This window comes from Sphingomonas sp. LHG3406-1 (assembly GCF_029637485.1).
Classification (GTDB): Bacteria; Pseudomonadota; Alphaproteobacteria; order Sphingomonadales; family Sphingomonadaceae; genus Sphingomicrobium.
Window position 1 is genome coordinate 788,026 of record NZ_CP069128.1, and the last position, 18,931, is coordinate 806,956.

At 60.4% G+C, this 18,931-nt stretch carries 18 protein-coding genes, 1 tRNA gene and 1 pseudogene; 8 read left to right on the top strand and 12 right to left on the bottom strand.

Going from position 1 to position 18,931, the window contains the following annotated elements; all coding sequences use genetic code 11:
* The first annotated feature begins 20 nt into the window (after window positions 1-20).
* The 3 genes from JOY29_RS03920 (at window position 21) to JOY29_RS03930 (ending at window position 5,196) form a co-directional block, all read left to right on the top strand.
* Window positions 21-96: transfer RNA gene (locus tag JOY29_RS03920), tRNA-Glu, on the top strand.
* A gap of 97 nt (window positions 97-193) precedes the next feature.
* Window positions 194-2,302 carry a S8 family peptidase gene (locus JOY29_RS03925; RefSeq protein ID WP_300975474.1) on the top strand — a complete coding sequence of 703 codons (2,109 nt, stop codon included), beginning with the start codon at window positions 194-196 and terminating at the stop codon, window positions 2,300-2,302.
* Window positions 2,303-2,676: 374 nt separating this feature from the next.
* Entirely contained in the window at window positions 2,677-5,196 is a 2,520-nt protein-coding gene (locus tag JOY29_RS03930) for a GAF domain-containing protein (RefSeq protein ID WP_300974893.1), read from the top strand.
* A 266-nt stretch (window positions 5,197-5,462) separates the two neighbouring features.
* Here JOY29_RS03930 and JOY29_RS03935 read toward each other — a convergent pair whose 3' ends face one another.
* The 11 genes from JOY29_RS03935 to cueR all read right to left on the bottom strand — a co-directional run bounded on the left by JOY29_RS03935 (window position 5,463) and on the right by cueR (window position 14,969).
* Window positions 5,463-6,203 (bottom strand): PepSY domain-containing protein, encoded by a 741-nt coding sequence (locus JOY29_RS03935; protein WP_300974894.1) that lies wholly within the window; start codon window positions 6,201-6,203, stop codon window positions 5,463-5,465.
* The gene (locus tag JOY29_RS03940) at window positions 6,200-7,003 is read right to left on the bottom strand and encodes a PepSY domain-containing protein (protein ID WP_300974895.1); all 804 of its coding nucleotides are present in this window, start codon (window positions 7,001-7,003) and stop codon (window positions 6,200-6,202) included. Before JOY29_RS03940 ends, JOY29_RS03935 begins: the two co-directional genes overlap by 4 nt.
* Window positions 7,004-7,029: 26 nt before the next feature.
* A complete protein-coding gene (locus JOY29_RS03945) occupies window positions 7,030-7,890 on the bottom strand; it encodes a DUF305 domain-containing protein (protein ID WP_300974896.1) in 861 nt (286 codons plus the stop codon).
* Between the two features lie 51 nt (window positions 7,891-7,941).
* Window positions 7,942-8,430: a DUF411 domain-containing protein gene (locus JOY29_RS03950; protein ID WP_118857932.1), complete on the bottom strand. Its 489-nt coding sequence runs from the start codon at window positions 8,428-8,430 to the stop codon at window positions 7,942-7,944.
* Window positions 8,431-8,508: 78 nt separating this feature from the next.
* Window positions 8,509-9,000 carry a DUF305 domain-containing protein gene (locus JOY29_RS03955; RefSeq protein WP_240325595.1) on the bottom strand — a complete coding sequence of 164 codons (492 nt, stop codon included), beginning with the start codon at window positions 8,998-9,000 and terminating at the stop codon, window positions 8,509-8,511.
* Between the two features lie 11 nt (window positions 9,001-9,011).
* A complete protein-coding gene (locus tag JOY29_RS03960; protein ID WP_300974897.1) occupies window positions 9,012-9,782 on the bottom strand; it encodes a DUF2231 domain-containing protein in 771 nt (256 codons plus the stop codon).
* Window positions 9,731-10,216: a nuclear transport factor 2 family protein gene (locus tag JOY29_RS03965; protein WP_300974898.1), complete on the bottom strand. Its 486-nt coding sequence runs from the start codon at window positions 10,214-10,216 to the stop codon at window positions 9,731-9,733. The genes JOY29_RS03960 and JOY29_RS03965 overlap by 52 nt, the downstream gene beginning before the upstream one ends.
* A gap of 11 nt (window positions 10,217-10,227) precedes the next feature.
* The gene (locus JOY29_RS03970; RefSeq protein WP_300974899.1) at window positions 10,228-10,899 is read right to left on the bottom strand and encodes a copper resistance protein B; all 672 of its coding nucleotides are present in this window, start codon (window positions 10,897-10,899) and stop codon (window positions 10,228-10,230) included.
* 733 nt (window positions 10,900-11,632) lie between these two features.
* On the bottom strand, window positions 11,633-13,714 hold the full coding sequence (locus tag JOY29_RS03975; protein WP_300974900.1) for a copper resistance system multicopper oxidase: 2,082 nt from the start codon (window positions 13,712-13,714) through the stop codon (window positions 11,633-11,635).
* Between the two features lie 79 nt (window positions 13,715-13,793).
* Window positions 13,794-14,126 carry a hypothetical protein gene (locus tag JOY29_RS03980; protein ID WP_300974901.1) on the bottom strand — a complete coding sequence of 111 codons (333 nt, stop codon included), beginning with the start codon at window positions 14,124-14,126 and terminating at the stop codon, window positions 13,794-13,796.
* A gap of 432 nt (window positions 14,127-14,558) precedes the next feature.
* The gene (gene cueR, locus JOY29_RS03985) at window positions 14,559-14,969 is read right to left on the bottom strand and encodes a Cu(I)-responsive transcriptional regulator (RefSeq protein WP_118857936.1); all 411 of its coding nucleotides are present in this window, start codon (window positions 14,967-14,969) and stop codon (window positions 14,559-14,561) included.
* A gap of 279 nt (window positions 14,970-15,248) precedes the next feature.
* Here cueR and JOY29_RS03990 point away from each other — a divergent pair, with 279 nt between their 5' ends.
* The 5 genes and pseudogenes from JOY29_RS03990 to JOY29_RS04010 all read left to right on the top strand — a co-directional run bounded on the left by JOY29_RS03990 (window position 15,249) and on the right by JOY29_RS04010 (window position 18,517).
* Window positions 15,249-15,578: a helix-turn-helix transcriptional regulator gene (locus JOY29_RS03990; protein ID WP_118857937.1), complete on the top strand. Its 330-nt coding sequence runs from the start codon at window positions 15,249-15,251 to the stop codon at window positions 15,576-15,578.
* Window positions 15,579-15,589: 11 nt separating this feature from the next.
* Window positions 15,590-16,015, top strand: a complete 426-nt coding sequence (gene arsC / locus JOY29_RS03995; RefSeq protein WP_118857938.1) for an arsenate reductase (glutaredoxin) — start codon at window positions 15,590-15,592, stop codon at window positions 16,013-16,015.
* Window positions 16,015-17,076, top strand: coding sequence for an ACR3 family arsenite efflux transporter (gene arsB, locus JOY29_RS04000; RefSeq protein WP_300974902.1), 1,062 nt, complete (start codon window positions 16,015-16,017; stop codon window positions 17,074-17,076). Before arsC ends, arsB begins: the two co-directional genes overlap by 1 nt.
* Window positions 17,077-17,085: 9 nt before the next feature.
* Window positions 17,086-17,828 (top strand): annotated as a pseudogene (gene arsH / locus JOY29_RS04005) (arsenical resistance protein ArsH).
* 461 nt (window positions 17,829-18,289) lie between these two features.
* Entirely contained in the window at window positions 18,290-18,517 is a 228-nt protein-coding gene (locus JOY29_RS04010; protein ID WP_300974903.1) for a GDCCVxC domain-containing (seleno)protein, read from the top strand.
* A gap of 30 nt (window positions 18,518-18,547) precedes the next feature.
* On the opposite strand, the gene JOY29_RS04015 is transcribed toward JOY29_RS04010, so the two are convergent.
* Window positions 18,548-18,904, bottom strand: a complete 357-nt coding sequence (locus JOY29_RS04015; protein ID WP_118857941.1) for a bleomycin resistance protein — start codon at window positions 18,902-18,904, stop codon at window positions 18,548-18,550.
* Window positions 18,905-18,931 lie beyond the last annotated feature (27 nt).

Sequence of the window (18,931 nt, forward strand, 5' to 3'; positions counted from 1 at the left end):
CGCGCCTTCGCAGCCGCATTGGCCCCTTCGTCTAGCGGTCTAGGACGTCGCCCTCTCACGGCGAAAACACGGGTTCGAGTCCCGTAGGGGTCACCACGCCGGATTAGATCTGGCAGCAAACGGCCAAACTCTCTGAGTGCAACGGTGGCTTAACCCGTCCATGGGTACAAAGGACGGGTACAAAGTGATCAAAATGGCCACCCCACAAAAAGACCCGCGCACCGGCATCTACCAACTTCGTCGAGGCATTCCCAAGCACCTGCGGCCCTTCCTTGGCGGCAGATGGGAGCACAAGGTCTCCCTCGAGACGCGCGACCCCGAGGAAGCCAAGCGCCGCTTCACCGGCGTGAACGCCGCATTCGAAGCGATTCTGGAAGCGGCGGCACGCCTGCAACGCGCCAGCCAAATACAGGACGCGGTAGAGATCGCTGACGCTTACCTCGCGCCTCACACGCGAGATGACTTGCAGCGTACCGCCATGAAGCTGTCGAGGCTGGAATCAGGCTCTCACGCGTATCGGCTCGGTCTCGGCAGCCAGTGGGGGGTTGAGCATTACGACTTCGGTCCGACCCCAACGGCAGAGGATTTGCGAGACCACCGTGGACGCAAGGTGATGCTCGAGGCCGTGCACGACCTCAAGGCTCTACCTTGGTTGGAAACGCTACGCCGCATTCGGGCTCTGCCGACGATGCAGCCCTTACAGTGGATGATCGATTCAGCGGCCGCGAAAGCGGGAGTGGCGGCGCCAGTCGGCAGCGAGCTTTACACTGCCTTGGCCGGTATGGCGCTGCACGGTGATCTCACCCCTGCCCTAAGTGATCAAGGTGAGCGGCACCTCAACCATCGTCTCGAGTCAGTTAAGCTGCTGGCACCGGGTGGATTTCCACCTACCGAGCCGCGTAATTATGGCGTCGTCACGCAGGCAGCCATAGCGCTCCCTGAAATAGCCGCCCCCGAACGCACACGCATGTACTGCATGGCGATTACCAATCGAGACGTATCGGGAGCGATCCCATCATCATGGAGTGCTGCCATTGACCAGGCCGCAGCGGGGACAATGCCAGGCGATGATGCGGATGCCCCGAAGCGCTTGATCATCTTGTCGGCCGGAAATGTGCCGCCCCATACTGATATGCGCCTTGCGCGGCCTCAGTCCGACTATCCGATCGAGGATCCTGCTCAGGCATGGAACGCTCTGACAGTTGGCTGCTACACTGATCGTATCGACATCCAAGATGAGGGCTTTGAAGACTGGTCGCCCATGGTCGATGCCGGACACCTTAGTCCCCACAGTCGCACGAGCGAAGGCTGGCCCTCAAACACACCGTTCAAGCCTGAGTTGGTGATGGAAGGTGGGAATCGCGCGATCGACGCAGCAAAAGCTGAGGCATCGAACCTTGCCTCACTAGCACTGCTCTCGACGGGGCCCGACGCGGCCTATCCGCTAGTGTCATTTGCGGCAACGAGTGCGGCGTCAGCGCAGGCAGCGCGTCTGGCGGCCCGCCTCTCAGCTGATCATCCTGAGTTCTGGCCGGAAACAATACGTGCACTAATGGTCCACAGCGCGGAGTGGACACCCCCGATGGCTGCGATGTTCGGCGGCGCAGAAGGTAAGCGCCAGCGTTACGCTATGGTGCGGCGATTCGGCTATGGCGTCCCTGATTACGAGCGGGCGACGGCCTCGGCCCGCGATAGCTTGGCGCTATTTGCACAGACGAACATCCAGCCTTTCCGTGCTGCGGGTGGCCGAAGGTTTGGTGACTGCCACTACTACGAACTGCCTATCCCGGCGCGAATGCTTCAAGATCTATACAATGAAGAAGTCTCTCTAAAGATCACATTGTCATACTTCGTTGATCCCAATCCGGGAATGGCGGCAAACGTGGAACCGCAACGTTACCAGTCGCACGGCTTGCGCTTCGATCTTCGCCGAAAGGGGGAGTCGATGGATACGTTCAAACAGCGCGTGAATGCATCCGAGCGCCAGGACTGGCGAGTTGGGCCGAACGGGCCTGCGGATGACGACCGCTGGCTGCTTGGTGCGAACAGCGTCTCCTCTGGCTCATTGCACAGCGACGTATGGACCGGGCCAGCAATTGAGTTGCTCAATAGGGACGTGCTCTGCATCAAGCCTGTGGTGGGCTGGTGCCGTCAACGGTCAACGCCAGACATCTGCAACACCACCCGCCGGTACTCTCTGATCGTGACGCTTAAGGCGAAAAATCAGGAGTTGGACCTATACACTCCGATCTCAACGGTCGTTGAGAATGCCGTTGAGATCGGAGTGCCTAGCTCTGCTTGATTAGCAGCGATCATGAGTATCTTATGAATAGGCGTCATGAATTGGTGTAGCCTGCTGGACACTTGGTGCCATCTCTCCAGAGACGGATCTTGTGAGGGCCGCCATTCGCGGGCACGGCGGGCAGTTCCTCTCCCATCGAGATCTCGCCGATCGGATCGAGAGTAGCGCGAGACCCACGTCCGATCCGCATGAACGAGCGGCTCCTATTCGCAGGTGGTTCACCCGTAAGCCGCCGTTCCGCTTACCACCAGTCCCCGCCGCTTTGCACTTCGGGGTGCCTGTCACCGTTGCTAAATCGAAGCATATGACGCTTCCACAGGGTGTCAGGCTTCGGTACGAGAAGATCAGCAGCTGCGGAGGACCTCCTGGACTTATTGCTACACGATGCTGCCGTCATTGCACGCTCCGATGCTGTCGAGAAGATCCTGCAGGCAGCCTGCAAGCTTACGGGTATGCGTTTCGCGGCGGTGGCACGTGTTACCAAGCAGCGATGGCTTGCGTGCGCAGTTCAGGACGATCTCGACTTCGGCCTCAAGGTCGGTGACGAGCTAGAGCTGACCTCAACCCTTTGCTTCGAGGTCGGTGAGTGTGGCCGAACAATCGTCATTGACCACGTCGCCAAGGACCCGATCTACCGGGACCACCATACGCCGAAACAGTATGGCTTTCAGAGTTACATCTCGACTCCCATTCTTCGTCAGGACGAATTCTTTGGCACCCTTTGTGCGCTGGATCCCGAGCCCGCAAAGCCGAGCGATCCTGCAATCCGAGCCACATTCGAGCTGTTTGCTGAGCTCATCGGCCGTCACCTCGACTCTGACGCAAAGCTCGATCGAACAACGGCCCTCATCGAGCTCAGCGATCGAAGCCGGGATGTTGATGATCCTGCCGAACTTTCGTTCATCGCTGCCGAGGTGCTTGGACGCACGTTGGACGTTGATCGGTCTGGGTACGCGACGGTCGATGCCGAGCTCGAGACCGCCGTGGTCGAGCGCGATTGGACGGCCCCAGTTATTCAGAGCCTCGCTGGAACGCACCAGTTCCGCAGCTACGGAAGCTTCATCGATGATCTAAAGCGGGGCGAGGACGTCGTATTCGCCGATGCTGAGCTCGACCCAAGGACCGCAAAGCGTGGCGGACCGATGTCAAGCATTGCCGCCCGCGCGATCGTCAACATTCCCATCATCGAGCAAGGTACGCTTGTTGCGCTGCTCTACCTCCACAGTGCGGCGCCGCGCCAATGGACCGAGACAGAACTGACCTTTGTGCGAGAAGTTGCCGAGCGCACGAGATCCGCCATCGAGCGTCGGCGCGCAGAGCGGGATCTGAAGCAATTAGCCGCGACGTTGGAAAGCCAGGTGATGGCGCGCACCGCCGAGATGCGCCGATACAACGACATCGTTGAAGCCACGGTTGCACCAATCTGTGCCTTCGATCGCGACCTGAAGCTGATCGCTTTTAATCGCGCTCATAATGAGGAATTCAAACGCGTTAATGGCTTCGAGACCAAGCTCGGCGATGTCTTTCCCGATCTCTTCATCCCTGAGCAGCAGCCGGTCATGCGCGCTTTGATGGAGCGGGCTCTCACCGGCGAGGTGTTCACCGTCACCGAAGAATTCGGTCGCCCGGAGCTCGGAACACCAATCTGGGAGATTACCTACACGCCCTTGCGAGATGAGAAAGGTGATGTGGCCGGCGCTTTCCACCATGCGATCGACATCTCGGAGCGGTTGGTTGCTGAAGCCAATCTGAAAAGTGCCCAGGAAGCCTTGCGCCAGAGCCAGAAGATGGAAGCCATGGGCAGCCTTACGGGTGGGGTGGCGCATGACTTCAACAACCTGCTGACGCCAATACTCGGCAGCCTTGATCTCCTGCATCGCAAGGGGGTCGGGAGTGAACGCGAACAGCGGTTGATTGATGGCGCCCTGCAGTCGGCTGAGCGAGCTAAGACCCTGGTTCAGCGCCTTCTGGCGTTCGCTCGACGCCAGCCGCTGCAAGCCAGTGCAGTGGACATCAAGGAGCTTGTCGAGAGCATGGGCGACTTGCTCTCGAGCACCACTGGGCCGCAAGTTCGTGTCGTGGTGGATGTGGCTGACGACCTTCCACCCGCCAAGGCAGACCCCAATCAGCTCGAAATGGCGCTGCTCAACCTTGGGGTGAATGCGCGTGATGCCATGCCAAGCGGCGGCACGCTGCGCATTGCCGCCAAGTTGGAAACACTTGGCGAGGCGAGGGCCGAGCTGAAAGCAGGCACGTACATCCAGCTGTCGGTAGCGGACGATGGCGCGGGCATGGACGAGCTCACTCTAGCCCGCGCTGTTGAACCATTCTTCTCTACAAAGGGGATCGGCAAAGGCACTGGCTTGGGACTCTCGATGGTGCATGGACTTGCCGCTCAGCTCGGCGGTGCCCTTACAGTCGAAAGTGAGCTTGGTTCGGGCACTGCAATCCGGCTCTGGTTGCCGACCAGCAACGCGCCGGTCTTGAGGGGCGAGCCTTCTACGAGAGCCCCCTACCTCGATAGCTCCCAAGGTCTGGCCCTGCTCGTCGATGATGAAGATCACGTCCGTGCAAGTGTCGCTGATATGCTGTTGGACCTTGGCTTCCGGGTCAAAGAAGCGACTTCGGCGGAATCCGCATTGTCGCTGGTGAACAAAGGACTGCGTCCCGACATCTTGATTACCGATCACCTAATGCCGGGGATGACCGGCTTTGATCTTGTTCAAGCCGTGCGCAGGGAGTTACCAGATCTGCCGGCCTTGGTTGTCTCTGGCTATGCGGAGGACGGCGGCATCGCTCCCGATCTACCCCGCCTGACCAAGCCATTCCGCAGTAGCGAGCTTGCGATGAAGCTTGGCGACCTTCTTCAGATGAACGCTGCAGCGGGTTGCTGATTTGAGGGCAGCGGAATGGCGGCACGACCACCATCTGAGCCCTATCGTCTGAGAGTCAGGCCTGCCCTTCGTCCGCATGAACGAGCGTCCGCTATTCGCCGCTGCTCACCCGAAAGCCGCCGTTCCGCTTTCCACCACCAGCAGACAGATGGATCGTTGCCCGGCGGAGCGTCCGCATGTGGCCGAACGCAGACGGTCTGCTTCCCTTCAGTTCTTGGCCAATCACGGACCTTGGGCGAAGGATCACCTGCCCGCCCAAACCAAAACTATCGAGTGCCCGCGCCCGAAGGAGTTCCCCTGGAAAACTTCAGCCATGTGAGATCGTGCCGCCACATCGTACGGAACAGCAGCCAAAAGCCTGTCACCGCCAACCATGCCATAGCTATGCCAACGGTCACTATGAGCGGGTGGTTGAAGCTGGTGCGCTTGGCATAGTCCATGTTGTGGAGCATCCAGAAGAAGTCCCACCAGCGCCAAGTGTCATTCCTGCGTTCCAGGACCGCGCCGGTAGTGCCTGACACATAGTAACTGCTGTGTCGGTCGTCGCGGAATGCGACCTGCCAAATCGGTAATTGGTGTTCTCGAACAGCTAGCGTCAATTCGGTGAGCGGCGTCACATGGGCAACGACTGCGCGATCCGGATGAGCAGCGGCAGCAATTAGCTGAGCCTCGCGCTTCCCTATCTGGACTGGCAAGCCGGTAGCAGCGTTGAACAGGCGGACACCCGCGCTTGGGGAAGTCACCAGTAGGTGCTGGCCCCAAGGCAGCGGCTGGAGCGACACCTTGGTTACATACTGGCCAGCAAGCGCCTGCTGGACCCGTGGCCACGCGACTGGCGTGGCTCGCAGCCCCGGCGTGCTCTGTCCGCCTCGCTTGCCCCCGGCGACCTCCTCCATGTTGAGCAACGCCATGGCAGTGCCACTGATTGCCCACAGCAGGAATTGAACGCCGATGATCAGGCCAACCCATCTATGGATGCGACGGAGCCAGATCGACTTGATGGTCATGCTCGTGCCGCTCCCTTCTTCTTTTTTCTCGGGAAGGCATAGAGCAGAAGCCAGGCACCTGAGAGGGCGAGCAGGACGGTGCCCCAGGTGAAAACACGCAGCACCAGGTTGTTGACGTTCTCGCGCTCATCATAGTCCATGATGTGCAGCATCCAGACGAAGTCGAAGATACGCCAAAGCTCATGACGGCGTGAAACCAACTCGCCGGTCGTCGGCGAGAGGTAGAGCGTCGGCTTGTTCCAGTGCGCGAACTCCACGCGCCAGAGCGGCGGCTTCCGGCCCCTTATCTCGCCCGGAATGTCGGTGATCAGCCTCGCAGACGAGATTGGCTCGGGGCCGGTGTAGTATGAGCGGGCGAGCGCCCGGACCTGCTGCTCCATTGGATGGGCAACAGCCTCTCCGTTTCTAGCGTCGACAACTTGCTCACCAGCTTGACCGGTCACGACATAGACCGGTCGGCTATCGATCCACGCCAAACGGACATTCTCGGCACCGGAGGACGAAGCCAGGGCGATCGGATCTCTCAGCGTTGCCGCATCTACGCCCGGTGGCTGCTGATGGCGCACGAAGTGATCGCCATGGATCGTGTCGATGTGGATCGAGGTCATGTAAAGGCCGCTGAGCGACCAAACGACCACTTGCAGGCCAAGGAAGAGGCCAAGCCACTTGTGAGTTTTTCGGGCAATCACATGGCTGCGCATCAGTTGATGATCGCTCCCCCAGCGAGTTTGGTGGCGGGCCGGCAGGCCACTGCCGGCCCATTTCTTCTGAGGATGACGGAAGGGATAAGCTCGCGCCAATCGAGACCCATCACCTTCTCATCCGATCAGCAGTGCCCTGCTGCGCGATGCTCCGGAGCGCAAGTCGATGCCGCAGGGGCAGGTTCGGCCTTTGCAGGAGGCGCGGCGCTTGCCTTCGGCTCGGCCGGACGGGCAGCTGTTGTGGCTTTCGGCTGAGCCTTCGGTTCGGCCTTAGCCGTATCTGCCGGTGCGGGTTCTGCCTTGGCCTGCGCAGCGGTCTTCGCTCCCGATTGCTGCATAGCGCTCTGCATCGGTTCGCCCCGCAGCATGGCTTCAACCATGGCGATTTCCTTCTGCTGATCCGCGCGAGTCTTCTGGATCTGGCTGCGAAGCGTGCCTGTCACTCCGTTCGCAAGAGCCACGTCCGACATCGCCACAGCACCCTTATGGTGCTCCAGCATCTTGCGCATGTAGGTCTGCGAGATATCCGCGCCCGAAGCCTCCATCATCTTCTGGTGCATGTCCATCATGGCAGGACGGTAGAGTTCGGCGCTGCGCTGGTCGGGCGCACCCTCCTGAACGAGTTTCTGGAGATCCTCGATCTCCTTACCCTGCTTGGCGATCGTCTCCCGCGCCATCTTTGCGACGTCGGCGGTGGGGTTTTGGTCCAGAACGATGCGGGACATGTCTACCGCGCCTTGATGGTGCACGATCATCTTCTTGAGCCAGTTTTGGCCGACGTCGCTGCCGACCGCAGCCATCATCTGCTCGTCCATGCGCATCTCGGCTTCCCCAAAGGGCCCGCTCATCTGCATGGAGTTGCCTGCTGCCATGTTGGCATCCATCGAAGTCTCGTTGGCGGCGACCTGATTATCCGCCGTCGATCCGCATGCGGCCAACGCAGCCGTAGCCATCAGCAAAGCCGTGAAAGTCGTCACCTTGTTCATGTTCGTACTCCTCGAGAGCCGCCCCGCTCAAGTTTCGTAAGTCTCGGCCGATCAGCCCTTCACTGATCGGTAGAGGCGAGTTTGGCCGTTCGCCCCGAAGGCGACGACGTCGAATGGCTCCTTCGTGCCATCCGGACTTTCCATGCCAGGTGACCCAGTGGGCATTCCTGCCACGGCGATCCCCTTGATGTCCGATGGACGTTCGCGAAGCAGCCTGTCGACATCCTCAGCGGGAACGTGACCTTCGATAACGTAGCCGCCAACGAGGCTGGTGTGGCAGGAAGCTAGGTCCGTCGGCACGCCATAGCGCTGCTTCACCGAAGCCATGTCTGGCCGATCCGTCACCCGCACATCGTATCCGGCCTGCCGGGCTCTCTCAGCCCAGAGCGAGCAGCAGCCGCAGTTCGGGTCTCGAAAGACGGTGATGCTTTCGGCTTTCGTCGGCGTAGCAGCTTGAGCTTGAGTGATTGTTGGCTCAGCCGTAGCTATCTTGTTGCTGGCGGGCTCGGAACTGCCGCAACCCGCAAGCGATGCACTCATCAGCAAGCAACAGGCGGCAACCTTCCATTGCCTATACGCTGAATGACGGACTCCCATGACTTACCTCCGATGGCCAGCTTACATGCGCGCCATGATCTGTTTCATCTCGTCGATCTCACGCTGCTGAGCAGGAATGATCTCCTCGCATAGACGCTTGATCTCGGCGTCTCTGATCGTCGCCTCACGGCACATCAGGATCGCACCGGAGTGATGCGGGATCATCGAGCGCAGGAACTGCTTGTCGCCGACCAGCCATTGCTGACGCGTCGCCAAGAAGGACAGCACTAGAATGACGGCAAAGAGGGCGTGAAGCGCCATGTTCAGGCGCTTGTTCTTATACATGCCGCCCATCATGATGAGCATCAGCGAGCCCATCGGTGCCCACATCATCAAAGCCATGTAGAAGAAGTTCACGTTCTGGATGAACTCACCGAGTGAGTTGATCATGGCGAACATGACGAAATACATGATGGCCAGGCTGATCGCGAGGTTCAGCGCGAGCAGCCAGTAGTGCCGTCGCATCATTGCGGGATCGTGCATTTCTCCATTGTGGTGCTGTGACTGCTGCATGTCCTAACTCCTCACCAGTTCAGGTGTGCGACCCCATGGATTAGCGACCCGCCGAACCAACCCTGGACAGCAATTGCGGCGGTCATCACTGAAAGCGAGAGGATCATTCCGGCACCCCGATCTTCCCACGGTCGACGCCAGGCCCAGAGTGCTAGCGCAAGGCCCCCGACCCCGATCCCCGTTCCAAGCCAGCGATGTGCAAGCAACAGGGGATCCGGGTCGTTGAGCTCGAAGCCAGCATTCAACCAGCCAAGAAGCGCCGCAAAAGGCGCGACGACTCCGCCGGCAATCACAAGGAACTGAACAGGCGTACTGAAAGCCGGACGGCGTTTTCCTACCACTGCCGTGAACAGGGCCGCCGGGAAGAAGGCGATCGGGAAATGCACGATGATCGAGTGAAAAGCGCCCAGCCAAGTCCGCACACGCTCAAGAAAGCTTAACTTCGAACGATCTGTGGGTGTCATCATCATCTCACCCATGTTCTCGTGCATCTCGCCCGGCGTCATCTGAGCGGAAGAGGCTTGCTGCTGCGGCTGCGGCTGCGGCTGCATCTGAGCCGAAGCGGCTTGCTGCTGCTGCAGTCGCTGCTGCGCAGCCCATTGCGCCTGCCGCTGCTGCTTGTGGCCCTCATGAGCAGCGGCCGAGGCCGAGAGCACCACTAACGCAGCCCAAAGCAGCACAAAGCCGATGACCAGCTGACGCCAGACTGATCTGCCAGGTTGAGTGAGGGTCATTGCGTGCGTGGCTTTCGGCCCGAGTTGTGCATCATGACGATCTTCCATCGACCATCGTCCTTGCGGAGGACGCTTGTCGCTACGCCGACGCGATCAACGGTTTCGCCGCCCTTGGTCTCGATGCGGTACTTGTAGGTCTCAACCGCGTGGGCTGCCGCTGGTCCAAGCAGGTGAACATCCACCTTGTAGTCCGAGAAGCGGAATGACCTGAACTCGCGCAACTCGGGACCGAGGTGATGCGCGAGGTAGTTGACGTATGTACCCTCTACACCGCCGGTCTCGAAGATCGCAGAGTTCTTCATGAACAAGCGCTCGGTGTTGGACGCGTCAAGTTTCTCAATCGCAGCCTTGTACTGCGCAAGAACGGTCTTGATTGCCGCGACTTCGGCGCGCTGGGCTGCGGCCGGCAGCGCTCGACTGGGTTGAGCAACCGCTGGGAATGCAACGAGCAGCGCGACGCTGAGCAAAAATGCGTGCTTCATCTAGCCTCTCCTTAGAACCAGGTTCGTACGCCGATGAGCAGCTGGAGAGCGCCCGCCTTCTCGCCCTCGGCTCGCCTGTAACTGGCGGTTCTGCCGAAAGCGCGCTCGTACTGAACACCAATGTATGGAGCGAACTCACGCCTGATGTCGTATCGAAGGCGGGCACCGAACTCAGCCTTGGACAGGCCAGCACCAACCCCGATCTCGCGGCTATTCTGAGCGGCAAAGTCGAACTCGACCCTTGGCTGCAGGATGAGGCGCTGCGTTATGCGCTGATCGTAATAGCCACCAACGCGAGCGGAGAGCTCGCCCTTGTTCGACAGGAAGAGCGCGCCCTCAACGTCGAAGAAGCTGGGGGCAAGTCCCTCCAACTGCACGGTGGCGTACACGCGCGATGGGTTCGGCTTGAAGTCATAGCGAAGCCCGCCTTGCACATTCCAGTATGGGTCTATCGCGTGGCTGTAGAGGGCCTGGACCTCGGCGCTCTCAATGCCCTCACCGAAGGCGCCTTCACCTTCGGTCTTGAGCCAGAACCGGTTTATGTCGCCGCCGTACCAGGCTTCGCTTTCCCAGCCGTAGCCATCAGCGCCCTTCCCAGCTCGATATTCAGCGATGTTGTTCAAGACCTGGAAGAACTTCTGGTCGCCATGAAACTCTTCGAGGTGGTGACGCCCCATGTCCATGGCCGCTCGGCCGTAGAATGCGTCCGCTGCATTCGCGGTGGGTACAGGCGGCGGCGGCGCGTTTCCGGCCGGAAGGTTGGTGCCCTCGAGCGCAGCACTGGATTGACCCGAGCCTTGGGCTGGACTCGGCGTGCAGTGACCCATGGCTGCATGCTCAGGCGGACAGGCCGCCTGAGCTGGCGCAGACTGAGACTTGGGGGCGGACACTGACTGAGCCTGGGACGCCGAGGGTGTGCAGTGACCCATCGCCGCATGCTCGGGCGGACAAGCGGTCTGACCCGTTGCAGCTGCAGGAGCAGCTGGGGTCGTTCGAGCAGGCGCTGCCTGCACCGTTGTTGGAGCTGCGGGTGTGCAATGTCCCATAGCGGCATGTTCTGGCGCACAGGTCGCCTGCGGAGGCGTCGATCGAGCCGGCGCAGCTCCCGAAGCCTGTTGCTGCGGAGACAGAGTCGGCTGAGGTTGGGGGGCCGGCGTACAATGGCCCATGGCCGCATGCTCGGGCGGACAGGCAGACTGTGCAGTTGAAGTGGACGCAGGCCTTGTTCCTGCCCCGGGCTGCTGTCTTTGCACGGGTCGAACCGGCGCGGGCGTGCAGTGACCCATGGCGGCATGCTCCGGAAGGCAAGCAGACTGCTCTGACGTACTTGCGGCAGGCTGATTGCTGTGCCCTGCATGTTGCGCTGCTGCAGGTGCTGCCGGCACGACAGCCGCTGCGGCTCCAAGCAGAGCCAGCTTAAGAGGCGAGGTCATTTTGCATGTCTCCCTGCAAGGGGCGCACGGTGACGACCCGCATCATCCCGGCAGTCATGTGGTAGAGGTTGTGGCAGTGGAACGCCCAGTCGCCGGCCGCATCGGCGGTCACGTCGAACGTCATTTTGCCTCCTGGCGGCACGTTCACGGTGTGCTTGCGAGGGGCGTAAGCACCATGGCCAGTGACCAGTTCGAAGAAATGCCCATGCAAATGGATCGGGTGGGGCATCATGGTGTCATTCACCAATGTGACACGCACCCGTTCGTTAAGCCGGAACGGAATGGGATCAGCGGGATCGCTGAGCTTCTTGCCATCAAAGCCCCACATGTAGCGTTCCATGTTTCCGGTAAGATGGATCTCCAACTGGCGGGTCGGTGCGCGGACATCGGGATTGCGCTGAAGGGCCACTAGATCACGATAGGTAAGCACCCTGTGATCCATGCCCTCAAGGCCCTGCGGTGGCTCGCCAGTTCGATCCATCGGCATCGGCGAGATCGACTGGACACCAGGGTTCTTGTCGACCTGAGGCGCGTTCTTGAAATCACGCATGCTCATGGATCCGTGATCCATACCCTGCATGGCGCCACCCTGCGCCGAAGAGCCATGTCCCATGGCCGAATGGTCCATGCCTGCCATCGAGCCAGCCGCAGCGGGTCCAGCAGTGCCATGACCCATGGCTGCGTGGTCCATGCCGGCCATAGAGCCTTGCCCCATGCCGCTCATCGTGGCTGCTACGGCCGCTCCGGCGGCAGCCTTGATCGTTCCGTGGTCGGTGGGCTCCTTCCAGCCCGTCAGCTTCCACAGATTGCGGGACGCGTTCTGCTCAGCCGAGGGATCGACACCTCGCCGAACGGCAACGTTCGGAATGTTAGGTCCGTCTGCGGCCATACCGCCATGGTTCATGCCGGCCATCCCGCCATGATCCATCCCCGCCATGCCGCTCATATCCATGCCCATGTCTTTCATGGTGAGCAGGGGACGGGGGCGGAGTGGTGGAACGGGCGCGAACATCCCCTCGCGCGGCGCAAGCGTGGCTCGACCCATTCCAGACCGGTCGATCGCCTCGCTGACGAAGCTGTAGGCGCGGTCCCCGGGGGTGACGACGACATCAAACGTTTCAGCGACGCCGATCTGGAACTCATCAACGGTAACGGGACGGACATTCTGACCATCCGCTTGGACGACCGTCATCGGCAGGTCAGGGATGCGGACATTGAAGTTCGTCTGGGCCGACGCGTTGATGATGCGAAGCCGCACGCGTTCGCCGGCACGAAACAGGCCCGTCCAATTGTCGTAAGGTCCGTGGCCATTGACCGTGAAATTGTAGGTCGATCCAGTGACGTCGGCGATGTCGGCGGGGTCCATCCGCATCTTGGCCCATTCACGCCGCTCCTTGGCAGGCATGTCGCGGCCGGCAAGCGCACCCGAGAGGGTCAGGCGCTGATGGTTGAAGTAGCCACCGCCCATCTGCTTCAGCTTCTTGTAGACCGTGGCGCCGCTCAGCGGCGTGTGATCGGAGAGGACGAGCACGTGCTCGCGGTCGTAAGCGACAGGATCAGGCCCGACCGGATCGATTATGATCGGGCCATAAAGGCCATCCTCCTCCTGGTAGGCCGAATGCGAATGGTACCAGTACGTCCCGTAGTGGGGGACCGCGAACTCGTAGGTGAAGGTCGAGCGAGGCATGATGCCTGGAAAGCTGACGCCTGGAACCCCGTCCATCTGGAAAGGCACGAGCAGCCCGTGCCAGTGGATCGAGCTCTCTTCATCAAGCGTGTTCTGCACCCGCAGGCGTACACGCTCACCTTCCTTGAGGCGGACGAGCGGAGCTGGCACGGTGCCGTTCACTCCGATGGCGCGGCTAACCTTGCCGTCCACCTTCACGGCGACTTGGCCGATCGTCAGAGCGATATCAGAGCCGCTAACGGTAGGTAGCGGCCGAGCGATCCCGCGAGACACGGTCTGTGCCCAGGCGGGCATAGCAGCAGCGAAGCCGACGCCGGCACCGCCAAGGGCGGCGGCGCGCAGAAACTGGCGCCGCTCGAGAGCGAGCTTATCAAACATGTAGGATCCTTGCGGAGTCATGGCGCGAAAGGGGGCCGGCGGCGGCCCTAAGGCGCACCGCCAGCTTCCTCAGAGCGGCTTAGTGCTGGTGACTGCCGGGTGCGGCAGTCTTGGACATGTCGTAGCCCGCGTGCGGATCGGTGCCAGCCTTCATGTCATGGCCCATCTTGGAATGGTCCATCTTGGAATGGTCCATGTCCTTGCAGCAGTCGGACTTCATGTCCTTGCAGCAGGGCTTGTCCATTTTCTCGCAGCAGGTGGCCTTGGGAGCAGGCGCAGGAGCAACCTGGGCCTGAGCAACCGCCGGAAGAGCAATTGACAGAGCGATTGCCGTCAGAATCTTGTTCATGTGAGTCTCCGTGAAATCGAGAATTTGTTCGATTTCACGCAGATCGTGGAGGAGGTGTAGCAAGCTCGCGCGGTGAGCCAATCAGGACGATTGATGGCGACGATGTGACGTCCGCATGGATAACCATGTGGTCCGCAGCGGGAGCTGTCGGTGTCACTGCAATACCCATGCACATCGATGCACAGCAGTTCTTGCCGGGTACCTTCTCGGGCTTGGAGCCCTCATCAGATGCCCCATCGCAATGCGCGGATGCACTCGTCTGCTGGTGGTGCGAAGATGTGGGAGCTGACTGCTGCTCCATTGCGTTCGTCGTCACCGGGGCCACAAGCACCGCCAGCGCCAGAAGCGCTTGCAGAAGCCCTCGAAGGCTCGTGATGTGACGTAGCAGGTGCATTATGTCGGCTAGTAGGCCCAATCCGTTCTAGACGCTTCCGTTCCCTGCTGGGCCGGACTCTATCATGAGATGCCCATATAGGGTTTGACACTGTGTCAGGGTCAAGTGCCTTCTAGTTTACACTTTGCGGATTCAAGGCCCGCCAAGATGGGGCAATCAGGCCTATCATCACCGCTGCAGGCATCGGCAAGGCCCTGCAGAGTGGCCCGCATCTCCTCTAGTTGGCGGGCCTTACGGCCGAGTTCTTCTGCCCTGGCGAGAGCCAGTGTCTTAACATCGGCGCTGGAACGGGAACGGTCCTGCCAAAGCTGCAGAAGCTGCCGAATGTCCTCGATAGGAAAGCCGACGTCTCTCGCTCGGCCTATGAAGTGAAGCGTATGGAGATCGCGCTCGTCATAATCGCGATAGCCGGAGTCGCGCCTGGCTGCCTGAGGTATCAAGCCGATCTTCTCGTAGTGCCGGATCATCCGCTGGCTTACACCGCTTGCCGTAGAGATTTGCCCGATTTTCACGCGAACCGACGCTCCTCAACGCGAATCCGACCAGCGAGTCTCCTCGTTTCAAGATTGTAGGACGGAATCTCCGCACTTGGACAGCAATCAAACTGGCACTGCCAAGGTGATCCTCTCAGCTGCACGCTCAAGAGCCGCTTTCCATCACGTGGCCGATTTTTCGCGAGGAGGCTCATCGAGAACCTCAGTCGCCAGGAAGACACAAATGAGGCAGCCACGGGCTAAGTCCAAAGTTCTTGGGGACTAGCCTCCAAAAGACTCATCGGTTAATCCCGATAAATGACAGCGGAAGAAGCTCTAGCCGCGCTGGCGGCGCTCTCGAACCCGACCCGGCTTGAGACTTTCCGGCTCCTCGTCCGACAGGAACCCACCGGGCTTACGACAGGCGAGATCGTGAGCCAGATTGGTATCACCCAAAGCACCTTATCCACACACCTTGCAGTGCTTGCGAAGGCCAAACTGGTGCGAGCCGAAAAGCAGGGCCGCAATCAGGTCCAGCATGCCGAGGTCGATACGCTCCGCGAGCTGATGCTCTTCCTGGCCAAGGATTGTTGCAGTGGAAGTCCGCAACTCTGTGACCCGCTGATCGCCGAACTCACCTGCCGCTGACGGAACCGCCCATGACCGACATCGTGATCTACCATAATCCTGCCTGCGGCACGTCGCGTAACGTGCTGGCAATGATCCGCAACTCCGGCGTCGAGCCCCACGTGGTCGAGTATCTGAAGACCCCACTGGCGCGGGCCTTGCTCGTCGAGTTGATCAAACGAGCCGCAATGAAACCACGCGACCTGCTGCGGGAGAAGGGCACCCCCTTTGCTGAACTTGGACTGCAGGACGCCAGTCTCTCTGACGAGGCGCTGATCGACGCTATGATCGAGCACCCGATACTCATCAATCGGCCTTTGGTGGTGACGCCCTTGGGAGTGAAGCTCTGCCGCCCATCCGAGGCGGTGCTCGATATCTTGCCCGATCCCCAAGGCGGCGCCTTCGCCAAGGAGGATGGCGAGCAGGTAGTCGACACCGCTGGCCAGAAGCTGAGCTGATGGAGCAGCTTTCCCGCCCTGAGCGGCTTGGATTCCTCGATCGCTGGCTCACGCTCTGGATCTTCGCCGCGATGGCTCTGGGCCTAGTGCTCGGCAGCGTCTTCCCGGGCCTGCCATCGGCGCTGAATGACCTGTCGATTGGGTCGACCAACGTGCCGATCGCGATCGGCCTCATTCTGATGATGTACCCGCCGCTGGCACGTGTCCGTTACGACGATCTACCGAAGGTGTTTGCAGACAAGCGCGTGCTTGCCCTGTCGCTGGTCCAGAATTGGCTGATCGGCCCGGCCCTCATGTTCGTGCTCGCCGTTATCTTCCTGCGAGACAGCCCTGAATACATGACGGGCGTCATCCTGATCGGCCTCGCGCGATGTATCGCCATGGTGCTGGTCTGGAACCAGCTTGCGCGGGGCGACAACCAATATGTCGCAGGCCTGGTGGCCTTCAATTCCATCTTCCAGATCGTCTTCTTCAGCGCTTACGCTTGGCTGTTCCTCAGCTTCCTTCCACCGCTCTTCGGTCTTGGGGGCAGCGTGATCGACGTGAGCTTCTGGACGATCGCCCAGGCGGTGCTGATCTACCTTGGGCTGCCCTTCTTGGCCGGCTTCCTGACGCGTCGGCTACTCGTCGCGAAACGGGGGGCGGATTGGTACGAGGCCGTGTTCCTGCCGCGGATTGGCCCGATCACGTTGGCTGCGCTGCTCTTCACCATTGTCGCCATGTTCACGCTGAAGGGCGGTGACGTGGTGCGCTTGCCGATAGACGCCATCCGGATCGCTATTCCGCTCACCATCTACTTCGTGGTGCAGTTCCTGATCAGCTTCCTCATGGGCAAGCTGATCGACGCAGACTACCCCCGAACCACGGCAATCGCCTTCACCGCCTCTGGCAACAACTTTGAGCTGGCAATCGCGGTCGCCATTGCTGCTTTTGGCTTGGCATCCCCAGTCGCATTCGCAGCAGTCATCGGGCCTCTTGTCGAGGTGCCCGTCCTTATCCTGCTCGTTCACGTGGCCCTGCGGCTTGGACGCCGGTGGTTCCCATCGACCGCGCCTGCCTAAGGACATCGGATGCCGCTTCGAACTCTTGCCGATGCCGACTATCTGCCCGCGCTCGAGCGGGCCTACATCTTCAACCGACTCGCGAACGGCTTAGGCTCAAACGACCCGCCGCCGCGCATCCTCTTGCTCTACGGGTCGCTGCGAGAGCGGTCCTACTCGCGCCTTTGCGTTGAAGAGGCGGCGCGCCTGCTACAGTTCTTTGGCTGCGAAACGCAAATCTTTGATCCTTCAACGTTGCCGCTGCCCGATCAGGTCGTCAGCGACGACCATCCAGCCGTTCATGAGCTTCGCGAGCTGTCGCTCTGGTCCGAGGGACAAGTCTGGTGCAGTCCCGAGCGCCACGGCCAGATCACCGGTGTGATGAAGGCACAGATTGACTCCTTCCGCTGGCCATGGGCGGGATGCGCCCGACCCAAGGTAGAACGCTGGCTGTCATGCAGGTGTCGGCCGGGTCGCAGTCGTTTAACGGTGTCAACACCCTACGCATCTTGGGCAGGTGGATGCGCATGTTCACCATCCCGAACCAGTCGTCGGTCGCTAAGGCCTTCAACGAATTTGATGAGCGTGGCCGGATGAAGCCCTCGAGCTACTATGAGCGGATCGTCGACGTGATGGAGGAGCTGGTTCGCTTCACCGTGCTAATGCGCCCGCATACAGCCTCGCTCGTGGACCGCTACTCCGAACGCAAAGCGGCCGATTTGCCGGTCGATAGAGGGAAAGACTTGTCGAGCATTGCTCTTGGTGGCCGCTAAGGAGATCCACTTGGCTATTGTTTGCGGTCCTAGAACAATCCCGCCGGTGTTTGGTTTGGGTGGAAGGCGGACGTTGCTCGCAGCTTCCCTAAAAGCTAATCGGTCGCAATGCCTTCCTCTGACAAAGCGGTCGCCACCCTTGCTGCGTTGACGAGCACAGGCGGCGTCACGGCCGCAGCCGCGTGCTGCATACTTCCGTTGGTGCTTGCAGGTGTGGGCGTTGGAGCGTCCACATTGGCGCCGCTGGTCCCACTACACTGGCCGATCACCGCCGTAGCCCTCCTCTGTTTGGCAGGGGGGTGGGGCCTCTATGTTCGGCGCCGGAGAGAGTGCGCTCGGCGCTCAGAATGCTCACCACCGGCCCGAAGCACACTAGTCTTACTAACTGTGGCCTCAGTTCTTGTGCTCACATCGGCCGCATGGCCTTTACTTGAGCAGCCTCTCATGCGGGCTCTTGGCGGATGATTGTTTCAACCTCCACGCTCACCTGCCCACAGTGCGATGGCAACTCCACTGACGTGATGCCAACGAACGCATGCCAGTTCTTCTATGATTGCAAGCATTGCGCAGCCATCCTGAGGCCCTTGCCGGGGGACTGCTGCGTTTACTGTTCATTCGGTGACATACCCTGTCCTCCGATCCAAGAAGCTGAGCAGAATGGTGGAGAGGGCTGCTGCTCGCCACGCTAGCAGCACTTCAGGGCTAAGTTGATTCTGCGGTTAGTTCTGGATGAGTCGAATGAGGGTGCCATCAGGGTCGATGAGCGCTGCTATAGTTAAGCCGCTTTCCTCGACCTTAGGCGGCTGCATGCGCGGGTGGCCCCAACACCGCTCCTCAACATCTGCCGCCAAGCATTCAGAGTAGAAGCCAGCTAGGTCATCTAGTCGGAGGCAACAGCTAAACCAGCTTTCCAGTGGATTGAGATCCGGATGGGGGAAAAACTCCAATGAAAGGCCGTCACGCCTCAGGATCATCCACCCGTCGTCTTTCCACGCCTGCTCAAAGCCGAGCTTTGCGTAAAAGGCAGATGTAATCTCAAAATTACGGGAAGGCAGGTTGGGAGTTACGTGATCCATAGGGCGACTCTAGCTGATTCTTGCCGA

Coding starts and splice junctions, on each gene's coding strand:
- JOY29_RS03950 (WP_118857932.1), bottom strand. CDS start 8,430: ATGAGTGCATCGCTTGCGGGTTGCGGCAGTTCCGAGCCCGCCAGCAAC.
- JOY29_RS04015 (WP_118857941.1), bottom strand. CDS start 18,904: ATGGATCACGTAACTCCCAACCTGCCTTCCCGTAATTTTGAGATTACA.
- JOY29_RS03990 (WP_118857937.1), top strand. CDS start 15,249: ATGACAGCGGAAGAAGCTCTAGCCGCGCTGGCGGCGCTCTCGAACCCG.
- arsB (WP_300974902.1), top strand. CDS start 16,015: ATGGAGCAGCTTTCCCGCCCTGAGCGGCTTGGATTCCTCGATCGCTGG.
- arsC (WP_118857938.1), top strand. CDS start 15,590: ATGACCGACATCGTGATCTACCATAATCCTGCCTGCGGCACGTCGCGT.
- JOY29_RS03955 (WP_240325595.1), bottom strand. CDS start 9,000: ATGCAGCAGTCACAGCACCACAATGGAGAAATGCACGATCCCGCAATG.
- JOY29_RS03970 (WP_300974899.1), bottom strand. CDS start 10,899: ATGGACATGGGGCGTCACCACCTCGAAGAGTTTCATGGCGACCAGAAG.
- JOY29_RS04010 (WP_300974903.1), top strand. CDS start 18,290: ATGATTGTTTCAACCTCCACGCTCACCTGCCCACAGTGCGATGGCAAC.
- JOY29_RS03945 (WP_300974896.1), bottom strand. CDS start 7,890: ATGAACAAGGTGACGACTTTCACGGCTTTGCTGATGGCTACGGCTGCG.
- JOY29_RS03965 (WP_300974898.1), bottom strand. CDS start 10,216: ATGAAGCACGCATTTTTGCTCAGCGTCGCGCTGCTCGTTGCATTCCCA.
- JOY29_RS03935 (WP_300974894.1), bottom strand. CDS start 6,203: ATGACCATCAAGTCGATCTGGCTCCGTCGCATCCATAGATGGGTTGGC.
- JOY29_RS03925 (WP_300975474.1), top strand. CDS start 194: ATGGCCACCCCACAAAAAGACCCGCGCACCGGCATCTACCAACTTCGT.
- JOY29_RS03975 (WP_300974900.1), bottom strand. CDS start 13,714: ATGTTTGATAAGCTCGCTCTCGAGCGGCGCCAGTTTCTGCGCGCCGCC.
- JOY29_RS03960 (WP_300974897.1), bottom strand. CDS start 9,782: ATGGAAGATCGTCATGATGCACAACTCGGGCCGAAAGCCACGCACGCA.